This window comes from Halorubrum tibetense, assembly GCF_042661865.1.
GTDB classification, from domain to species: Archaea; Halobacteriota; Halobacteria; order Halobacteriales; family Haloferacaceae; genus Halorubrum; species Halorubrum tibetense.
Window position 1 is genome coordinate 1 of the sequence record NZ_JBHSWW010000573.1, and the last position, 748, is coordinate 748.

The 748-nt window shown below is 67.6% G+C and carries 1 protein-coding gene; it reads right to left on the reverse strand.

The window, feature by feature from the left end; translation table 11 throughout:
* A partial coding sequence (locus ACFQEU_RS17040) for a TetR/AcrR family transcriptional regulator (protein ID WP_379784078.1) occupies positions 1 to 528 on the reverse strand: 528 nt, incomplete at its 3' end.
* Between the last annotated feature and the right edge of the window lie 220 nt (positions 529 to 748).

Sequence of the window (748 nt, forward strand, 5' to 3'; positions counted from 1 at the left end):
GGGGGACCGCGCGGCCTGAACGTCCGCATCGATCGCGGCGTCGGCGTCCGGATCGGCCGCAGCGTCCGCGTCGATCGTGGCGGCCGCCTCCCGAACGCTTTGTTCTAAGAACGTCTGGAACACCCGGTCGCTCCGGTCGAAGTGCGCCCGGTAGGCGTCGTCGGTGGCCGCCTGTGCACGCAGCTCGACGACCGCGGTGAGGAACCGCCCGTCAGGGGCGTGCCCGGAGTCGGTCTCGGACGGGTCAGTCATCGCCGCGACGTACGTGTCGAGGCGCGCACGGGGTGGGAGGTCGAAGGCGTCAGCGGAGAGTGCCGACTCGAATCCGTCGAGCAGGAACTCCAGGAGGTCCACTAACAGCTCGTCTTTCCCGTCGTAATGGTGATAGACGAGCGAGGGGCTCTTATCGAACTCCTCGCCGATCCGCTGTATCGTGAGATCGGCGTAGCCGTGTTCACAGAGCGCACGGAACGCCGCGCCGAGGATCGCCTCGCGCGTGTCCGCCGGCTCCGTGAACGGGTCCTCCATACCCGGTGTACTCCGGCAGGGTATATATCGCTCTTGATTGAACGTTCATTCAACACGCTTATGCCGCCGCCGGGCGAGACGAACGTATGACTCGACTCGGTGTGGCCGGACGGTCGGCACTCTGGAGGCAGCGATGAGAGGGGACGACCCGGGGCGGACGGCGACGACCGCCGCGCTCGTAGCGGCGTGTCTCGTCGCGCTCGCCGCGGGCGTCGCGTTC